Annotated in this window: 16 protein-coding genes; 14 read left to right on the top strand and 2 right to left on the bottom strand. The window is 43.5% G+C overall.

The annotated features are described in order from the left end of the window. Positions 1–487: 487 nt before the first annotated feature. The 12 genes from CLV94_RS17070 (at position 488) to CLV94_RS15040 (ending at position 14386) form a co-directional block, all read left to right on the top strand. Positions 488–1153 carry a sensor histidine kinase gene (locus tag CLV94_RS17070; RefSeq protein WP_170148814.1) on the top strand — a complete coding sequence of 222 codons (666 nt, stop codon included), beginning with the start codon at positions 488–490 and terminating at the stop codon, positions 1151–1153. Beyond that, on the top strand, positions 1150–1914 hold the full coding sequence (locus CLV94_RS15095) for a LytR/AlgR family response regulator transcription factor (protein WP_121377343.1): 765 nt from the start codon (positions 1150–1152) through the stop codon (positions 1912–1914). The genes CLV94_RS17070 and CLV94_RS15095 overlap by 4 nt, the downstream gene beginning before the upstream one ends. Before the next feature lie 200 nt (positions 1915–2114). After that, positions 2115–2804: a VIT1/CCC1 transporter family protein gene (locus CLV94_RS15090; RefSeq protein ID WP_121377342.1), complete on the top strand. Its 690-nt coding sequence runs from the start codon at positions 2115–2117 to the stop codon at positions 2802–2804. A gap of 90 nt (positions 2805–2894) precedes the next feature. Continuing rightward, entirely contained in the window at positions 2895–3329 is a 435-nt protein-coding gene (locus CLV94_RS15085) for a thioredoxin family protein (RefSeq protein WP_121377341.1), read from the top strand. A 10-nt stretch (positions 3330–3339) separates the two neighbouring features. After that, a complete protein-coding gene (locus tag CLV94_RS15080) occupies positions 3340–4269 on the top strand; it encodes an FAD:protein FMN transferase (protein ID WP_121377340.1) in 930 nt (309 codons plus the stop codon). After that, positions 4266–4481 carry a DUF4266 domain-containing protein gene (locus CLV94_RS15075; RefSeq protein WP_121377339.1) on the top strand — a complete coding sequence of 72 codons (216 nt, stop codon included), beginning with the start codon at positions 4266–4268 and terminating at the stop codon, positions 4479–4481. Before CLV94_RS15080 ends, CLV94_RS15075 begins: the two co-directional genes overlap by 4 nt. Before the next feature lie 19 nt (positions 4482–4500). Further along, on the top strand, positions 4501–5688 hold the full coding sequence (locus CLV94_RS15070; protein ID WP_121377338.1) for a DUF3570 domain-containing protein: 1188 nt from the start codon (positions 4501–4503) through the stop codon (positions 5686–5688). 286 nt (positions 5689–5974) lie between these two features. After that, positions 5975–6736: a hypothetical protein gene (locus tag CLV94_RS15065; protein WP_121377337.1), complete on the top strand. Its 762-nt coding sequence runs from the start codon at positions 5975–5977 to the stop codon at positions 6734–6736. A 420-nt stretch (positions 6737–7156) separates the two neighbouring features. Then, positions 7157–7891: a hypothetical protein gene (locus CLV94_RS15060; protein WP_121377336.1), complete on the top strand. Its 735-nt coding sequence runs from the start codon at positions 7157–7159 to the stop codon at positions 7889–7891. Positions 7892–7975: 84 nt separating this feature from the next. After that, complete coding sequence (locus CLV94_RS15055; RefSeq protein ID WP_121377335.1) at positions 7976–9475, top strand: hypothetical protein; 1500 nt, start codon at positions 7976–7978, stop codon at positions 9473–9475. Between the two features lie 60 nt (positions 9476–9535). Continuing rightward, complete coding sequence (locus CLV94_RS15050; protein ID WP_121377334.1) at positions 9536–11032, top strand: hypothetical protein; 1497 nt, start codon at positions 9536–9538, stop codon at positions 11030–11032. A 525-nt stretch (positions 11033–11557) separates the two neighbouring features. After that, a complete protein-coding gene (locus CLV94_RS15040; protein WP_121377332.1) occupies positions 11558–14386 on the top strand; it encodes a M16 family metallopeptidase in 2829 nt (942 codons plus the stop codon). Positions 14387–14514: 128 nt separating this feature from the next. On the opposite strand, the gene CLV94_RS15035 is transcribed toward CLV94_RS15040, so the two are convergent. Beyond that, a complete protein-coding gene (locus tag CLV94_RS15035) occupies positions 14515–14853 on the bottom strand; it encodes a DUF6249 domain-containing protein (RefSeq protein WP_121377331.1) in 339 nt (112 codons plus the stop codon). Positions 14854–14993: 140 nt separating this feature from the next. Between CLV94_RS15035 and CLV94_RS15030 the strand changes: the two genes are divergently transcribed. Both CLV94_RS15030 and CLV94_RS15025 read left to right on the top strand, forming a co-directional pair. Continuing rightward, on the top strand, positions 14994–15584 hold the full coding sequence (locus CLV94_RS15030; RefSeq protein WP_121377330.1) for an RNA polymerase sigma factor: 591 nt from the start codon (positions 14994–14996) through the stop codon (positions 15582–15584). Then, on the top strand, positions 15565–15972 hold the full coding sequence (locus tag CLV94_RS15025; protein ID WP_121377329.1) for a hypothetical protein: 408 nt from the start codon (positions 15565–15567) through the stop codon (positions 15970–15972). The genes CLV94_RS15030 and CLV94_RS15025 overlap by 20 nt, the downstream gene beginning before the upstream one ends. Before the next feature lie 96 nt (positions 15973–16068). On the opposite strand, the gene CLV94_RS15020 is transcribed toward CLV94_RS15025, so the two are convergent. Continuing rightward, positions 16069–17901, bottom strand: coding sequence for a M1 family aminopeptidase (locus tag CLV94_RS15020; protein ID WP_121377328.1), 1833 nt, complete (start codon positions 17899–17901; stop codon positions 16069–16071). Positions 17902–18049: the final 148 nt, after the last annotated feature.

Raw genomic sequence — 18049 nt, 5'->3', positions numbered from 1 at the left:
AAACAGAAAAGACCCACTAATAGCCCAATATCGTGCCCCGCCTGAAATGTATCGTATGGAAACTCAAGAAAAAACAAGCCTTATCAAAAGGAGCAGACTCAAGAGCTTGCTGCTGGTTGCTTTTACGTTTGTTGTTTCGTATGTGACCGTCTTTATCATCTTTCCCACTTCGTATTGGAATCGTTTGTTCGCCATGCCCACTTCCAAGCTGGTCGAAGACGTACTGGTCAACCTGCTGTTCTGCGTGGGTATCGTGGAGCTGAGCCTCTTTATCGACCGAAAGCTAAACAAAAGAATGTCGTGGATGGCGCATCCGTTTAGGCGCCTGCTGGTGCAGATGCTGTTCCAGATTCTTGGGGCCCTGTTTGCGATCGTCTGCCTTTCGTCGCTGTATCTGGTATTTGGCAACGTTGCCAATCCGCAGCCTTCGCCCGTCGGCTTACGCGAAGGGCTCTATGTCGTTATCTCTATTATACTATGGGCGCTGATGGTGAGCACCCTCAATACGGGCTACTTTTTATTGTACAATTGGAAGACCGCTACCCTAAAGGCGGCAGAATATGAGATCAAGGCGGCACAGCACAAGCAGCTGGCCTCTGAAATCGAACTGCAGGCACTGAAGCTGCAGCTCGATCCGCACTTTGTCTTTAACAACCTGAGCGTGCTTTCGGAACTGTTGCTGAAAGACCCGCAATTGGGCTATGAGTATACGGAGAACTTTACGAAAGTCTACCGCTACCTGCTTGTCAACTCCAAAAAGAAGCTGATTTCTTTGGCTGACGAGCTGAAGTTTCTGGATGCCTACCTGTTCCTGATCCGCCATAGGATGGGAGGCGGGTGCATCTTTACGATTGCTATCGACGACTCCAAGCTCGGCATGATGCTGCCGCCCGTGACACTGCAGCTGTTTATCGAAAATGCCGTGAAATACAATCGTACGGAAGAAGAAAATCCGCTGGCCATCCATATCTATTCTACGGCCGACGATGCGCTGGTCGTGTCGAACACCCTGCTGCCGCTGGTCAAAAAGATGGAGTCTACAGGCATCGGCCTGCAGAACATCATCGACCGTTATGCCCTGCTGAGCGACCGAAAGCCTTCTGTAGTGCAGACGGATGACACCTTTACCGTAAAAGTACCTCTTATCTCATGAAGCTAGTACAAAAAATATTGATCCTAGAAGATGAAAAGCTCAATGCGGAGCGCATCAAAAGGCTGCTGCTCGAAATCAGGCCCGATGTGGAAATCGTCGGCGTACTCGGCAGCGTGACCAAGGCGGCGGACTGGCTTTCTGCAAACGAATGCCCCGACCTGATCTTGATGGACGTGCAGTTGGCCGACGGCCTGAGCTTTGAAGTCTTTAACCGGGTGGATGTCCGATGTCCGGTGCTCTTTACGACAGCCTATGACGAATATGCCGTCAAAGCTTTCAAATACAACAGCGTGGACTACCTGCTCAAGCCGATAGACCAAGACGAACTGGAAGCGGCACTGGTCAAATTTGAAAACTCCCTACAGCCGCCATCGTCGCTGTCTCCGTCTATCGAAGACCTGCTGGCCATGATGCAGCCGAAGGAATACCGCACGCGTTTCTTGCTGCCGTACCGCGATGCCTACCGCAAGATCAATGTGGAGGATATCGCCTTTTTTTATTCGCACCTCAATATCAGCTATGCCATCTTCTTTAATGGCGAAAAAGCCGTAGTGCCGCAGACGTTGGAAACGCTGGAACAAGAACTGGAGCCCAAGAACTTCTTTAGGGTGAACCGCCAGTATATCGTGCAGGTCAATGCGGTGGAGCAGGTGCATAATTTTTTTAATGGTAAGCTGAAACTCAAGATCAAGAATGCCGGCGAGGATGTGATCGTGAGCCGCACAAAGGCGCCTTTGTTTAAGCTCTGGATGGATTATTAAGCGCTTCTTTTAAAGATAGATATACAAGCAGGCCAATGCCTGCTTTTTTGTTTCGGTAAGCTGGGCAAGTTTATGCCAATCTTCTTGCAGGCCAAAAAAATGATCGTTGTAACCCAAGGGCAAAAAGAATTACTGCCTATTGGGATGTCTATTGTGTTCTTAATGAAAACCTTAGTATCTTTAGCATTAAATTCAACCCTATGCTAAACGAGACACACTACATAAATCGGAGCGGCTGGCTCAGAGCAGCCGTACTGGGAGCCAACGACGGGATTCTTTCTACCACCAGCCTCGCCATCGGTATAGCCGCTGCATCCGATACGAGATCTCCTATAGTGCTGGCCGCCTTGGCCGGATTAGTTGCAGGGGCGCTTTCTATGGCCGCCGGAGAATATGTATCCGTAAGTTCCCAAAGCGATATTGAAAAATCGGATCTTCAGCGGGAAATAGAAGAATTGAAAGAAATGCCCGAATCGGAACTTGAAGAACTGACACAGATTTATATCCTAAGAGGGCTTTCTCCAGAACTAGCCAGAGAAGTGGCTTTGCAGCTAACAGCACACAATGCGCTTGAAAGCCATGCAAGGGATGAATTGGGAATCAATGAAATGACACAGGCCAAGCCTATGCAGGCCGCCCTTGCTTCTGCCTTGGCATTTCTCTGCGGAGGCATCCTGCCGCTACTGGTGGCTCTCTTCGGCGCCATGCGCTATATGGTACCGCTGCAGTATGGTTTTGCGATTCTCTTTCTTGCCATTTCTGGCACATTGGCCGCAAAGGCTGGCGGGTCAAATAAGATCAAATCCGTAGTCCGTATCTGCATTTGGGGCACCGTTGCCATGGCTGCCTCAGCCTTGGTAGGATATGTTTTCGGCGTGCAGGCTCCATGACCCTGTCAATCTTAAGCAAATCTTAAGAATGCGATAATACTTTTCTTCTTCGGCACTGCGTTACTTAGCTATAACAATAAACGTACTGTGATGAAGCTCTTGACCTGCTGCCTGCTATTGGCACTTATCCCCCTGAAATGGGGCACTGATTTTGAATCTGCTAAAAAAGACGCTAAGGAAAAAAAACAGATGATCCTGCTCAACTTCTCAGGATCGGACTGGTGCGCTCCCTGCGTGGCGACTAAAAGAGATTTCTTTGAAAACGACTCCTTTATCGCCATGGCCAAAGACAACCTCGTGCTTGTTAATGCTGACTTTCCGAGAAAAAAGAAGAACCAGCTTTCTCCAGAGCAGACCCAGAAAAATGAGGCACTTGCCGAAAAATACAACAAGGAGGGCAATTTTCCGCTTACGCTGCTGCTGGACTTCAACGGGAAAGTCATAAAGTCATGGGCAGGAAGACCTGAAGTTCCTGTCGATAAATGGGTAAAAGAAATCAAGTCCCTCTGCGAATCCCATAAATAAGCAAATCCCAATGCTAGAATTTTCACAAACGCTCAGGCTGATGGGAAATAGTTTTACCATTACGGTGGCAAGCGACTCAAAGGCCGCGGCAGCAATCCATATCGATACCGCTATTGAAGAAATACGGCGTATCGAAAGGCTGCTTACTACCTTCGACGAGAGCAGCCAGACCTGCCTTATTAATAGCAATGCCGGCATAGCGCCCGTAAAAGTCGATGCAGAAGTATTTGATCTGGTACAGCGAAGCTTAAGTATTTCACAGATTACCCAAGGCGCCTTTGACATAAGCTACGGGAGCATCGACAAGACGCTATGGAATTTTGACAGGAGCATGACCCGGCTGCCTTCTCGGGAGCAGGCCCTAAAGATGGTACACCTCATAGATTACAGGAATATCATTCTCGATGCGGAGAACGGTACTGTATTTCTTAAGAACGAGGGCATGCGGATAGGGTTTGGGGGTATCGGGAAAGGATATGCCGCAGAAATGGCAAAGAGGCTGCTCATGAGCAAAGGCGTGCTGAGCGGCATCATAAATGCCAGCGGAGATCTTACGGCGTGGGGGCAGCAACCCTCGGGCAAGCCCTGGAGGATAGGAATATCGAATCCTGATCGCCCCGAAGACATCTTCTCTTATCTGGACATCAGCGGAAAAGCGGTTGCGACGTCTGGCAACTATGAAAAATACGTAATGATAGGCGGAAAGAAATACTCGCATACCATAGACCCAAAGACTGGGCTGCCCGTATCCGGCATCAAAAGCGTAACGGTAATCAGCGGCAATGCCGAATTTGCAGATGCCATGGCGACTCCGATAGCAGTGATGGGAATAAAGGCGGGCTTGTATCTTGTAGACCAGATACCCGACCTGCACTGCATCATAATCGATGATAATAACAAGCTGTACACTTCAAAAAACATAAATCTCACATCAACATGAAACATCTTCCCCTATGGATAGCGGCAGGCTTTATGGCCATGGCTTCTGGGTGCTCGCCTGTAAAGGAGTACCAAAAAAACAAGATCAACGATTCCGATATGGTATTGTCTAACAGGAAAGTAGAAAAGACAGAACTGAGTTTCCAGTCCTATAGAGAAGGCTCATCGGGTGCCAATGCAGGAAAAAGCGGCGGCGGATGCGGATGCAATTAACCCCTAGCATGAAGACAAAATGAAAAGAATATTTATAACGGGCTTTGCCCTATTGGGGTTATTCAAGGCCTATGCCCAAAATGACCCTGCAGATTCAACTTCTTATAAGCCTAAAAAACTTAAGATCGAGGAAATCAATCTTGTATCCAGCTATTATAGGCAGGACGGAAATAATTCGGCTGTGACAGGCGGAGAAGGGACAGAGAAGCTGACCGATATTTCTAACGCTATAGACCTGAGGGTAGTAAAATATGGCGAAAACAATATCAAGCATACCTTTGACTTCGAGGTGGGCGTAGACCATTATTCGTCTGCTTCTTCCGACAAGATAGACCTTAGTGCCAATTCTTCTGCATCGTCTTCTGATATGAGGGTCTATCCTTCTCTAAACTATATCAGGGAAAACGAAGAGAAAGGACGCGCTATGGGCATCGGCATTTCGTCATCTTCGGAATACGACTACCAGTCTTTTGGAGGAAACGTAAGCTTTTCACAAAAGACTAAAGATCGAAACGGAGAATTTGGGGCAAAATTCCAAGCCTATCTTGATCAGGTCAAGATGCTTGCCCCGATAGAGCTGAGAGGCCTGCCCAATGTTGATGATTCCGGCAATGCCTCCAGAAATACGTTTGTGGGATCCCTGACGTATTCGCAGATAGTAAGCAAAAACTTCCAAGTAATGTTCCAAGCCGATCTGGTATCGCAGCAGGGCTATCTTTCCCTGCCCTTCCATAGGGTCTATTTTACGGACGGATCCGTACACCAAGAGAAGCTTCCGGACAGCCGACTCAAGATACCTCTGGCAGCAAGGGCAAGCTACTTTTTAGGAGATAATATTGTCCTACGCGGCTATTACCGTTTCTATACCGATGACTGGGGCATCCAGTCGCATACGGCAGATATCGAGATTCCTGTAAAAATCTCGTCATTTGTTTCGGTATCTCCCTTCTACAGGTATTATACCCAGACGGCAGCAAAGTATTTCAAAGGCTATGAGATGCATGGTCCGCAAAGCGATTTTTACACCAGCAATTACGATCTTTCAAAATTTGACAGCAGTTTCTTCGGCCTTGGACTGCGGCTGACGCCTGTCAATGGGGTTTTTGGCATCAAACGCCTAAACATGGTCGAAATACGCTATGGACATTATGTCCGATCTAACAATCTCGATTCTGATATTATTAGCATCAATCTGAGGTTCAAGTAACAGGATTTACTTACGACAAAGGAGGCAGCATTGCCTCCTTTTTTGTTTTACGCAAAAAGTAGCCACTCCTGACGAGGCGAAAGCACTACGCTATACGGAATAGCTTTGTCCTTTGCGGGTACTGCCCTTGCAGCGAAACCTTACTGGAAAAAAACATCTGTATCGCTTCACTCTCCCTGATTGACAGTTCACTCGGCAGTTTTGCCGTTTCGCTCAATAAAGCGCCCAAAGGCCCGGCTGCTGCCTGTAATTTTGCCCCATCGAAATACTAAACAATAGAAGAATTATGAAAAAAAGAAATGTGATGGCAGGGGGAGCTGCTGCTCAAGAAAAAGCAATAGTAAGAGTACAAGAGAATAGAATGAAGCTGTTGCTGGTGGTGCTTCTGCTCGCCCTATCTACGGTGACGGCATTCGCCCAAAAATCGGCAGTGCTGGATGCTTTTTCCAGACATGGAATTGATGCTGCACTATTGAATCCCGAGAGCCTGCAGATGCCCAAAGACCATTCGTATGAGCTGACGCAGACGACCATAACGGCAGGCAGCGAAAAGGTTACCGTGGCACAGTTTGACCCCTCTAAGCCAAAAGAAGAGCAGTGGACGGTGGTTTCTATAGACGGCAAGTCGCCGTATAAATCGGATATCAATTCGTTCCGAAAAAACCAGAACAAGCAGGCAGGCACGGCCCAGACCGACGATGCTACCTATAAGATCGAAAAGGAAACGCCGGCCCAATTGGTCATCAGCTACAAGCAGAATCCTGCTGCTAGCGACAAGGACGGGGCTTTTATGAAAGACTGCCGCCTATATATGACAATAAATCTCAAGACCAAAAGGCTGGAGCAGATACAAGTGCTCAATGAAAAGCCGTTGAAGATCAAGATCGTCAATGCCGAGAAGTTTGACATGGTGATACGATACGCTTGGAACGAGCAGGCAAAACGCTACTTCTCTGTACGCGAAAACCTGAACATGCTCGTGAAATTCCTAGGACAGGGAACGGAGGTGCAGACCATTTCGGAATACTCGAATTATAGCAAGAGATAACCGCCATTTAGGATCAGATCGTAAGTTTAATAGTTGATTTTTACCGCCCTCCGGGCTCCTGACTGGGAGCCTGGCGGGCCCTTTTTTGTTTGGGAGCGCTGTGATGGCCCTTATCTCCCAGTTTTGTTCGGGTTTCGTTCGGGTTTTGCTTGTTTTTTGAGGTATAGTGGCGATTAAAAGTGAAGGGTTTCCGCAAGGGGATTGGGAGGTGACTGGGAGATAACTGGGAGATAACTGGGAGAACATACGGTATGGATACGGTATGGGTACCGTATAGGCCCAGTATGGCTTGCTGTAAAAAAGCTTATTTTTTGGATTTTTCTTATGCTTTTAGGACAAAAGCAGCGGTGTTGTATATTTGATGCTAATATACTAATTTTAGGGCACTTATCGTTTATATCGTAACTAAAATTCGACACCATGGCAAAAAATATAGGCCCTATCCAGTTTACGGGAAAATTGGGCGACATCTCTGGCCGCAGTACTTCATTTGGCAATATCCTCCAGACGCCCGGAGGCTTTAAGGGCGAACGCATCAAGACCGAAGACCGCTACATCAAGACACGCCAGCTGAACAGCGAGTTCAGCCGCTGCGCGAAGATTTCGTCGGTGCTGTATAAGAGCCTGGGCTGGCATTTAAAGACGATTCCGGATACGTATGTGTATGGACATATCCAAGGACGTATCTGTGCCATCAAGGAATGCGACGAGCAGTCGCCTAAAGGCGAAAAGACGGTAGCCCGAGGGCTGGCGACGCAAAAAGGGCAGTTGCTGTTAAGGGATTTTTCGTTTAACCGCAAAAGGGATATGACTCCTGCCTTGATGATTTCTGCTCGATTTTTTCTTGACGAAGGCAGGCTGTTCCTGCGGCAGTTTGACGTATCGCGGGCGGTTTCTCCGAAAGGGGCAAAACATCTTGGATTGCAATTAGTGCTGTTGCGCTTGGATACGGAAACGCCTGCGGTGGCAGTAGCGTTGAGTGAGATGGTTTTTATGCCGTTGGATTCGGAACGTAAGGATATCGTCTTGCAGGCGGCTTTGCCAGAAGGTGAAGGTACGTTGATTGGTTTATTGTATGCTGGGTTTTGTGGTGAAGACCATGGGGAGCTGTTTTGGAGAAGGGATTGGAGGAATAGTTTGGGGGTTGTGGGATGAATTATTTATTTTGTAAACGTATTAAATCTTAAGTGTTATTTATAAAATATGTAAATTAGTCAAAATTTAAACTCTAATCTAGTTATGAGTGACTTTATAAATAATTTTTCAAATGCACTAGATGGAAGTAAGTTTTGGACAAATTACCATAATTTTTGTGACAATTTATATAAGGAAGATATTGTAGAAGATGAATTATTAATTCTCGTGCCTAAAATTTTTAAGAAAATTGAGAATGATATGGCATCCTATCAGATATTCAAAGCAATTAATAAACTTTCAGAATTTCAACCAAAAAAAGCAAAAATTATCTACGATAAAATTCTAGAACTAAATGATGAAAAATTATTAACCCTTATACCGGAAATTTTAAATGGTATAAGTAAGTCTCAAAGTAATATCAATATAATTGAGCAAATAAAATTTTTAATTGAAAATCATAATATTAATTTTCAAAGACAGGGATATAATTCAATACTCTATTTTGATCAAAAAAAAATATCTGAAAATATTGATTTTATTAGATATTTAGATGATAGAATTACAATAAATTTAAAAAGTAACAATACCTTTTTATTTGATGTTGTAACAAAAGTTCTAGGAAATTTGCGATCAATTATTCCTAATGCAGAAGAGTACCTACTTTTATTGTCTGAAACTAAACTTCCAGAAGTACAATACGAAATTGCTCACTTACTTCAAGATAAAATTAAAATAGAAGACACAAAATTATTTGAAAACTTGCTACTCAGTCTGCACAAGGTTGACCCAAAATATTTAGGGGTTATTAATATCATTAATCACCTCGTACTGCCAAATATAATAAAAAAAATGCCAGATTTACTCTTTTATTTTTTCAAAAATTGGCTACTGTTCGATGTTAATAGATATAAGGATATCATACTATTTGAGAATGTTTTTGTGAAAATTTATAAGGAGAATAATAATCTTTTTAAAAAGATTATTACATCTTGGTTAAATTCAAATTATGCTGTTTATCATAAAGCCCTAAACAAATTATTACTCAAGATTTCAATTCGAGATATTAATTCTATTGAAGTATGCGAAGAAGACATTTCAAATCTTAATGCAAGCGATATTAAGTTTATTTCGATGAAAATTATTGGATATATATATTTTAAAGAACAACTTCGGTCTATTCTGTATTCAATGTTAAAAGCAAAAATCGAGGATGATGAAAGTGTCCATTTTATTAAGGCAATGTTTAATGAATATGTAATTTTTAACTACCCTTCAACATTAGAATACTTTAAGGAAGTTAAGAAAAATGCTCCAAAAAAAGTGAAGCTTGTCATAAGCGAAATGGAGAAAGTTAATAATGAATATTTTGAAAATATAAATAATCTAAAGCACATCAATGAATTTAATGCTTCCGACAAAAGGTTGAATTTATATAATAATATTCATAAGAAAGAATTTGAAAGTTTGCAAAAAGAAAATAAAAAAAACGACACTTCCTTTTTAAGTATAGTAACAAAAATTCAAATACGAACAGGTAAAGGGATGTTTTCAAAGTACCAAGGCAGTTATACAGAGAAAACAGAAATGACAGCTTTTGAATGAGGAAGACAATATGGAGTTGATATTTCCGCGCTAGGCGTTGACGAAGATGGAGTAAAAAAAATGTTTTTAATAGCTGTTAAACAAGGGAATATAACTCGAAATAATTGGGATAGCAGTACAACATCAGTACGTCCAACTTTAAATGAAATTCTTGATTTTTACATTCCAAAAGTAATCACAAAATCGCAAAAATTATTACCAAAAAAAATTGTAGTATGCACAAATGGAGAATTGGATCAAACGGTGTTGAATAATTGGAACGGATTCATAGATAATGCAACAACAAAAGAAATAGAATTTGAATTTTGGGGAATAGATAAAATCGTGTCTCTAGTGGATCGCCATTTAATACCTGAACAGATATTCCCAAATGAATATAAAACCTTACTAAGAAAAACATTAGCATTTATCGATTTAGTTGACTATGATTTGAATCATTATTATTCTTTATTAGAAAATCTGTTTTCAAAAAAAAATACTTCCAAAAAACAGATTGTTAAAACTTTAAGGATTGTACGCATTTGCTTCAACACGATAATTAAATGGTCAGAAGATGCAGAAAATTTAAAACCTGCATTTATTGCTTCTGAAAGGACATTATTGCTTTCGTGGAAATGGATGAGAGAAAACAATTTATTGAAGGAAAATTATGTTCTCGATGAATTTTACCAAATTCATCAGATGAAAATTAAAGTTGGGAGAGAGTACTTTTTAAAGACAAGAGAGCATTTTTATGTTAAACATAGTTTATTTAAATACTCAAGAAACCAATTAGAATATTCATTAACCGTTTGGGAACAAATAGGTATTTTAAGTTCACTGATTTTAGTTGAACTTTTTGAAGCTGAAATCCATTATCAAGAGAATACGGAGTATTCTAAAATTTGTTATAGTAATGTTAGGGAATATGTGACAGGATTACAATACTTAATAACAAATAACCCACCTTCTAAATATCCCGAATATGACGAACATTTAATTGAAATTTCATTGGCATTAATAGCCTTATTTAAAACACAAGAAAACAAATTTGCATCTCAGTGGATTGAATATTTAATTTCAGGGTTAAATGATTATTATAAATTGAAAAAATTCATTCCATTATTTACTTCTGATTACGAAAAATTGGCAAACATTCATCTTGGAAATGACATTTCAGAACCTCATTCCTCAATGTTAATTCCAATATTAATTGAATGGTCAGTAATTCTAAATGAGCCAAAACTTTATGAGCTTATAAAAAAATTAATTGACCAAAACTATCCAGAAATTAATTTACAAATTTGGTTTCCTGAGATGACTACAGAAAATTACTTGTTTAATTCGAATATGAGTAGAAATAGCGGACACACTAAGTGTTCAATAAATTTATATAGTGATTTTCAAGAATATAAAAATGAGATGATAGAGGAAAAAGCCTTACTTTTTGAAGAAAAAGATTTTACTATCTTCAAAAATTATTTTTATTATTTAGGCTATCTATCTTCAAGACATTATCGTTCTAATTTACTACCTGTATATTGGAGAGAATTTTTAAATGAAAGTTTACCATCGTAAAACATTGTAATGAATTAATTTGATTATCTTTTTACAGTTTTTCATTACCTAATATATTATTAAGTAAAGTAATAAATTTTATTTATTACTTTACTTAAAATTCGTGATGTATTACTTACCATGGTAATATTTAAAAACATTATAATATTTTTAAAAAAGTTTGAAGAAATGTTTTTGGGAATTGGGATAGTGAAATTTGTTTTTTTTTGGAATGAGGAAATCCGTAAGGAAGTAAGCTATACTATATTTATGTTTGATACGTAGAAAAGCGAACTGCAGGTTAAAATACCTCAAAAAAACAATAAGCCCACCATGGGCTCCTAACCAACCAATCAACCAAAGAAAAGCAGGGAACTCCCTGCTTTTTTTATTTGAAAAAAGCCCTTCTGTAAAGCCCTTCTTATTTTTAATAAAAAGCATCGTACAAAACATGTAACAAAAAATAAGTGTGCATGACAAATGTGTAGTTGCAATAGTCTCTTAAGTAGGCTGTTGCTGATTTAGTAAGCTTAAAACTAAAACCAAATGACAAACAAATTATTTAAAATCATTGCCGCTGTCGGGTTCTATGGGACGGTCTGCCTGATGGCTTCGGAAAGCGCCACGGCGCAGAACCTGAGCGAGAAGCTGACCACCGATCCGAAAACGACTACAGGCGTATTAAAGAACGGAATGAAGTATTATATCCGTCCGAACAGCAAGCCGGAGAATAAGGTAGAGCTCCGCTTAGTCATCAATACGGGGTCGCTTATGGAGGACGACGACCAGCAGGGACTTGCCCACTTTACGGAGCATATGCTGTTTAATGGGACGAAGAATTTCCCGAAGAATAAACTGGTCGACAACCTGCAGTCTATGGGCGTGCAGTTTGGGGCCGACCTGAATGCGCAGACCGGCTTTGACGAGACGGTCTATATGCTGCCTATTCCTACCGATAACCCTAAAAATCTAGAGACGGGTTTCCAGATCTTGCAAGACTGGGCACAGGGCGCTTTGATGACCGATAAGGACATTAACGAGGAACGAAACGTAGTGTTGGAAGAAGCAAGAGCCGATTTGGGTGCTAGCGACAGGCTCCAAAAAAAGTTTCTGCCTCGACTGTTGAATTCGAGATATAGCGAAAGGCTTCCGATAGGGAAAGATGACCTGCTGCGAAGCTTCAAGCCCGATGTGCTACGACGATTCTATAAAGACTGGTACCGTCCGGATTTGATGGCCGTGGTGGTGGTAGGCGATATTACGGCTGAAAAGGGAGAAGCCTTGGTGAAAAAGTATTTCAGCACGCTTGTGAATCCGACTCAATCGAGAGCACGTATTGCGTATGGCGCGAATCCATATACGAAACAAGAAGTGATGTTCCTGACGGATCCTGAGCAGCCGTCGACACGATTGTCGATCAACTTCTCGCCGCGAAAAACAGAAGCGGACAAAACGGTTGGCGACTACAGGAATACCTTGGTAGAGCAGTTAGCCTTTAGCGCTATCAACCGCCGTTATCGCGATCTTGCGTCTGCGGCCGTACCGCCATTTACAGCGGCACAGACCAGCAATTCGAGCTACATCAGGAACTACCAAGCGCTTAGCGTAACGGTACTGCCGGTAAGCGACCTGACTACGGCTTTGAATGCTGCCGTTGGAGAATTGGTCAGCATCCAAGAGTATGGATTTGGCAAAGAAGAACTGGAATTGGTGAAAAAGAACGTCCTTAGCTATATTGAAAAACAGTATAACGAACGTACTACCACCAATTCAGCGGCGTATCTCGAAGAATACGAGCAAAACTTTTTAGTCGGAGAGGCTTTCCCTGGTATCGAGAAAGAAGTGGAATTGTACAGAACACTGCTGCCAGGCATCACGGCCGAAGAAGTGACGGCGGCTTTCAACAAGCTGTTTTCAAAAGAAGACAAGGAGAAATTCTTTGCTTTTGTGCTGAGCCCAGAAACAAAAGACGCTGCCATACATAATGAGGCTACCTTGCTGGCTGCGATACAAAAATCATTCGCGCAAAAAGTAGAGAAAAAAGCAGAAGTTGTGGTAAGCACGACGCTTTTAGACAAGATGCCTGCAAAAGGGACAATTGCTAAAGTAGAAAAGAATGCCAAGCTGCAGACCACTACGTATACGTTGGGCAACGGCATCAAAGTCACCGTAAAGCCAACGACATTCAAGAGCGATGAAATCCTTTTCAAAGGAGTCAAAAAAGGAGGGACGAATAGCTATGGCGTGGCAGACAAAATCACGGCATCGATGCTGGGCAGCCTAATCGAAACGATGGGGTATGGCAAATTTACGCCTACCGACCTTAGTAAAGCCTTGGCCGGAAAGAATATCGCCCTGCAGCATGCTATGGACGAGACTACGAATGAAGTGGAAGGCCGCTCTGACATCAAAAATATCGAGAGCCTTTTACAGCTGAACTATCTGGAACTGACAGCGCCTCGTCTTGACCAGAACTTATTCAACGGTTTTGTGAGCAAGATGCAGATGCAGCTTAAGTTTATCAAATCGAATCCCCAGGCAGCCTTTGTAGATAGCTTGGTAACCGTAATGTACAACAATAGTCCGCTGCGACCTGTAGTAATTCCTTCGGAAGCAGAGATGAAATCGTTAAACGCACAGCGTGCTATCGACATTTACAAAAAAGAGTTTGCATCGGCAGACGGCTATCATTTCTTTTTGGTCGGCAATGTAGACGAGGCTACGCTGAAACCGCTATTGGAGCAGTATCTGGCTTCGCTGCCTGCCACTGGCACAGCACCGAAATTTGTAGACAACGGACTGCGACTAAAATCAGGAAACAATAAATTTGTATTCAAAAAAGGAACAGAGCCTCAAAGTCTTGTCGTAGCGCAATACTTTGGAGAAGTGCCTTATAGCGAAGACATGGCATTAAAAGCCAATATGATAGGCGATATCCTTACGATACGCGTTATCGAAAAACTGCGCGAGGAGATGGGATCGATCTACAGCGGCGGCTTTAGCGGCTCGCTAGAAAAAGAGCCGTATTCGCATTACAGTATCGAGACACAGCTTCCGACAGGTCCGGAGAACGTGGATCCGATCCTGAAGCAGACCGAGGCTGAAATCGCCAAGCTTAAAAAAGATGGTCCAGAGCAGAAAGACCTAGACAAAGTACGAATTGCCATTATCGAAAAAAGAAAAGAAGAGATAAAGACAAACCAATATTGGCTTTCAAAGCTACAGCAATTGGAATTTTCGGGATATAACACCGACAGGTTCCTGGCTTTTGAAAACGAAATTAACAAGATTTCGGTTCAAGACATTAAGAAAGCAGCCAATACATTTTTTGACGGAAAAAATAGTTTTATCGGAGTTCTTAATCCAGAAAAATAAGCCTATCGTTTTGATAGTTAGAAAAGCCGCACATTGTGCGGCTTTTTTCTTTTAAGCAAGCTTGTACCTAAACAAAAAAGCGCAGGATTTAATCCTGCGCTCTCCAATATAAACAAAAATCTAACTTTCTATTGTTCTAGCTTTTTGGACAGGGTAAAGCCGATATACAAGCTTAATCCGGCCATGATAAAGATAATAGCCGTATTTGCCGCATCGCTGTCAAGCGCGGTATACGCTTGCAATATCGAGATAATCAGCAGGCCGATGCCGATGCCCATCAGCAGGAGCGACAGGTTGAGCAGTAGCAGCTTCCAGACAGGAATATTGCTGGGCGCGCTTTTAAACAGGCTGGCGTCGACACCCTTTTCGATCAGGGCGAGGCGCTCGCGGTTGCGGGTGGATAAGTGCAGGTAGACGATTCCGAAGATCATTGCAAACAAGCTTACCGGGATTATGATTTTTTCCATGATTGATGATTTTAAAGTTTTACTAATTTGTATCTGCACCTTATGACGACAACTTTTGGTGGCAGGTTACACCTTTTGCAAAAAAAATATTTTTTACTTTAGCTGTAACCCATCGTCCACTAACATCGTCTTATGTTGATATGGCACAACCCGACGACCGACATTTTATTGACCGAGCTCTTGCAGGCGACACCCAGGCTTTTGCCTTGCTGGTGGACCGCTACAAGAACCTTGTCTATACGCTGGCCTTGCGACTGATCAAAAATACGGAAGAAGCAGAAGAAGCCGCGCAAGATACTTTTATAAAGGTATTCCGGTCATTGGACAAGTTTAAGGGCGAGTCTAAGTTTTCGACCTGGATGTATAAGATTACGTATAATACCTGCCTGGACCGGCTGAAAAAACAAAAGGCAGCGCCCTATGCAGTACCTATAGACGATTATGGTCCGCGACAACTGGCGGTGACCGAAAATATACTGGATAGGCTCGACGAACAGCAGCGGCACCGTGCCATACAGGAATGCCTGAAACTGCTGCCCGGCGATGAGGCTTTTTTGCTGACCTTGTATTATTTTGAAGAACAGTCGCTGGAAGAAATCGCTCAAGTGCTTGGCATCAAGGCGAACAACGTAAAAGTAAAACTCTTCCGCTGCCGCAAAAGGCTGGGAGACATAATAAGAATGAAGCTCGAACCCGAAATGATTAGCGTTTATGAAAGAGAACGAAAATAACGAATTGGAAAGGCTGGCGGACAAGGCCATGCAAGGCCTGCCGCTGGAAACGCCTTCTTTTGATTTTACCGCCCGCGTAATGGCCCAGACTGCCGCGATTCCGAAAAAGACGGCGCCTGTGTATGTTCCGCTGCTGCCGGGCTATTTTTGGCTGCTGCTGGCCGTGGCGTTAGCAGGACTGCTAGGGTATGCTTATTTTGCAGAAGGCGCCGCAACACCCGTATCCGAAGGTACCGGCTTAAAAGCGCTGTATGGCTCTGCCTTGGATGATATGGCTTCGACCTTGCAATTCTCCAAAACGACCATGTATGCAGCCGTGGCCTTATTGCTGTCTGTATTGGCACAAATTCCTATCGTGAGGAGCCGTTTCAACGCTGCTGCACGCTAGGGGAGAATACGAATACGGCAGGCAATAAACACTATTGTTTATGCCTGTCGTATACTGCTGCCCTTGCTGATCGTGCGATGAGCAGAAAGGAAATACTTATTCTATAATCTTGATGAGGAGTTTGTTGTTGGGGTCTAGCTGCGCCTGCTTGGCACCTCCGAACTTGGCACCTGACAGCTTGAAGCGGTGCTGCTTGTCTTTGATTGGGAAGGAACCGAGCGTCTTGGTACCGTCGCCCAGCGTAAATTCTACTTCGAGCAGGAACGGCAACACGTCGCCTTCTTGGCTGATGATCAGTGCGCCGTCTTTTAGGGCATATTTTACATGAGGCACCTGCTTGCTCTTGAGCCACGGCTCTAGGAACGGCTGCACTTTTTTGCCAGTCGTCTTCGTCAGCTTGTCCATAAAATGCTGTATGGTCATGGGCTCGTCGGACTGCATGAAAGATTTCAGTCCTTTTTCAAAATCTTCTTTACCAATCAGCTGCTCGAGCATATAGAATACCCAGGTACCCTTGTAATAAGAGACGCCGCTGTTGGCAGTATCTCCCCAAAGCGAGGCCTTGGTATCATAGTCGCCAGAAAAATACTGGTTTTTATAGCTTGTTAAGTAGGTAGCAAAGATGGCATCGCCGTATTGTTTTTCAAGGAAATAGCGTTCGGCATAGGATGTCCAGCCTTCGGAAAGGAAATTAGTGGCAGGGCCTATGGGCGTCGTCCAGGCATGGGCTACTTCATGGGCAAACGGAGCGCGCGGAGAAGGCTTGTCTTTGATAAGGTCGCTGCCTTGCTTGGCGGCCACGATCATGTCGTTGCTTCGGTTGAGCCAGCCATTGGAAGCGTTGGAACGGTCTTGTACTATAGACAGGTAGCGGCCTCTAGGACTTCCGAATTTTTCAGACAGCAGGTCGTAGACTTCTAGGAAATTCTTGTGCAGGTTGTCTGGCAACGGCTTGAAATCGGCATCGCAGAAGATTTCCATCTGGTAGTCGTTCTTTTTGTAGCGGTAGGCTTTCCATTTCTTGTCGTAATAAAGCGACAGTGCAAATGTAGGGCTGGCCGTCTTGGCCGTAATGATTTTGTAGTCGCCTATTATGGTTTCCTGCTGCGGCAGGCTAGAGGCCAGCTGATAGGCTGACGGAATCTGCAGGCGTATTGAGAAACTGGCCTGGTCGTTCGGGCTCGAGAAGCTAAAGAAAGGATGCCAGTAGAATTGGTTCCTCACATGGCCATAAGTGTCGTCGAAATAGCCAGATTCCTTGTCTTTTTCAAGCTTGTCTACGGTAAGAGAATAGGTGAGCGTAAGCCGCTGTTCGGCACTGCTTTTAGTGTTGATCCACAGGATACCGCCGCCAAACAGATAGTCGGCATCTTTGCCGTCAAGCTGTAGTGCCGTTATCTTGGCTTTATGGTTTAGAGCCACCAGAAAACCGAAGGACTCTTGGGTAAGGATACGCAACGTATCGCTCACGGCAAGGCTGTTGGATGCAGGATCGATGGAAGCGCCCAGTACATGAGAATACAGCCGATTCTTGCGGTCTATCGGCAGCTTTTCGGCTATGGTCCATTTGCCTTCGCTGTATTTGAAGCGGTAGACGCCGGAGTAGAGTCCGGAGTAATAGGTATCGTCTCCAGAATTACCCATGATTAGGGTACCGGTCATCAATACGAGCGCACTTTTTTTGTCGCTTTCAATAATCTTTGTGGGGCCGGACTTACGGATTACCTTCGTCTTGCTCTTGCTTATATCTAAAAGGAGTTCTTGCTGTTCGGACAGCGGGAAACAGGCCTTGATTTCGTCTTCGGTTCCGGCTTCAAAAGCCTTGGTACAGCGGAGTATGGCAAAATCGAGATCGGTTACGGGAACTTGTGCGAGCACGCGGCTGCTGGAAATAACCAATAATAAAAGGGCCAATCGGAATGCTTTCATGGATCGTATCTGTTATGTGTTTGGACGTGCTATTGGCAACGCCTTGGTTTTTATCGGGCAAGGGGGGACAGCGCTTCTGCGCCGCATGCATAAGACAAAAATGCAAATTTTATCTCAAATCTCTTACAGAAAGAGGTTAAAAATTAGC

Source organism: Flavobacterium endophyticum (assembly GCF_003634455.1).
Classification (GTDB): Bacteria; Bacteroidota; Bacteroidia; order Flavobacteriales; family Flavobacteriaceae; genus Flavobacterium; species Flavobacterium endophyticum.
This window is presented reverse-complemented; position numbering and strand designations above follow the sequence as displayed.

Coding starts and splice junctions, on each gene's coding strand:
- CLV94_RS17070 (WP_170148814.1), top strand. CDS start 488: ATGGTGAGCACCCTCAATACGGGCTACTTTTTATTGTACAATTGGAAG.
- CLV94_RS15095 (WP_121377343.1), top strand. CDS start 1,150: ATGAAGCTAGTACAAAAAATATTGATCCTAGAAGATGAAAAGCTCAAT.
- CLV94_RS15090 (WP_121377342.1), top strand. CDS start 2,115: ATGCTAAACGAGACACACTACATAAATCGGAGCGGCTGGCTCAGAGCA.
- CLV94_RS15085 (WP_121377341.1), top strand. CDS start 2,895: ATGAAGCTCTTGACCTGCTGCCTGCTATTGGCACTTATCCCCCTGAAA.
- CLV94_RS15080 (WP_121377340.1), top strand. CDS start 3,340: ATGCTAGAATTTTCACAAACGCTCAGGCTGATGGGAAATAGTTTTACC.
- CLV94_RS15075 (WP_121377339.1), top strand. CDS start 4,266: ATGAAACATCTTCCCCTATGGATAGCGGCAGGCTTTATGGCCATGGCT.
- CLV94_RS15070 (WP_121377338.1), top strand. CDS start 4,501: ATGAAAAGAATATTTATAACGGGCTTTGCCCTATTGGGGTTATTCAAG.
- CLV94_RS15065 (WP_121377337.1), top strand. CDS start 5,975: ATGAAAAAAAGAAATGTGATGGCAGGGGGAGCTGCTGCTCAAGAAAAA.
- CLV94_RS15060 (WP_121377336.1), top strand. CDS start 7,157: ATGGCAAAAAATATAGGCCCTATCCAGTTTACGGGAAAATTGGGCGAC.
- CLV94_RS15055 (WP_121377335.1), top strand. CDS start 7,976: ATGAGTGACTTTATAAATAATTTTTCAAATGCACTAGATGGAAGTAAG.
- CLV94_RS15050 (WP_121377334.1), top strand. CDS start 9,536: ATGTTTTTAATAGCTGTTAAACAAGGGAATATAACTCGAAATAATTGG.
- CLV94_RS15040 (WP_121377332.1), top strand. CDS start 11,558: ATGACAAACAAATTATTTAAAATCATTGCCGCTGTCGGGTTCTATGGG.
- CLV94_RS15035 (WP_121377331.1), bottom strand. CDS start 14,853: ATGGAAAAAATCATAATCCCGGTAAGCTTGTTTGCAATGATCTTCGGA.
- CLV94_RS15030 (WP_121377330.1), top strand. CDS start 14,994: ATGGCACAACCCGACGACCGACATTTTATTGACCGAGCTCTTGCAGGC.
- CLV94_RS15025 (WP_121377329.1), top strand. CDS start 15,565: ATGAAAGAGAACGAAAATAACGAATTGGAAAGGCTGGCGGACAAGGCC.
- CLV94_RS15020 (WP_121377328.1), bottom strand. CDS start 17,901: ATGAAAGCATTCCGATTGGCCCTTTTATTATTGGTTATTTCCAGCAGC.